Genomic DNA, 605 nt, shown 5'->3' with positions numbered 1-605 from the left:
CCGGCCCGGTCGGGGGCGGGCGGCTCGACCGGCGACATCGGCACGCATGCCTACAATCTCGCCGCGTTCGTCACCGGGCTGAGGCTGGAGAGCCTCGCGGCCGATCTCGACACCTTCGTCGAGGGGCGTCGCCTGGACGACAACGCCCATGTACTGCTGCGTTTCGAGGCCGTAGGGGGAGAAAAGCCGGCCAAGGGCATGCTGTGGTGCAGCCAGGTGGCGCCCGGCAACGAGAACGGGCTGAAGATCCGCGTCTATGGCGACAGGGGCGGCCTCGAATGGGTGCAGGCCGATCCGAACTATCTGTGGTTCACGCCCTTCGGCGAGCCGAAACGGCTGCTGACCCGGGCCGGCGCCGGCGCCGGTCCCGCGGCCGCCCGCGTCTCGCGCATCCCGTCCGGCCATCCGGAAGGGTATCTCGAAGCCTTCGCGACGATCTACACGGAGGCGGCGCGCGCCATCAACGCGAAGAAAAAGGGCATTCCCGCCGACGGCGCCGTCCTCTACCCGACCGTCGACGACGGCCTCGACGGCGTCGCCTTCGTCCAGGCCTGCGTCGCCTCCTCACGCAAAAACGGCGCATGGGTCAGGCTCTAGCACGCACA

At 69.4% G+C, this 605-nt stretch carries 1 protein-coding gene; it reads left to right on the top strand.

All coding sequences use genetic code 11. The features are described 5' to 3' along the window. Positions 1–597, top strand: a 597-nt coding sequence (locus ACFFP0_RS30935) for a Gfo/Idh/MocA family protein (protein WP_377266075.1), incomplete at its 5' end; no start/stop codon positions are given. Positions 598–605 lie beyond the last annotated feature (8 nt).

This window comes from Neorhizobium puerariae (assembly GCF_042429745.1).
GTDB classification, from domain to species: Bacteria; Pseudomonadota; Alphaproteobacteria; order Rhizobiales; family Rhizobiaceae; genus Neorhizobium; species Neorhizobium puerariae.
This window is presented reverse-complemented; position numbering and strand designations above follow the sequence as displayed.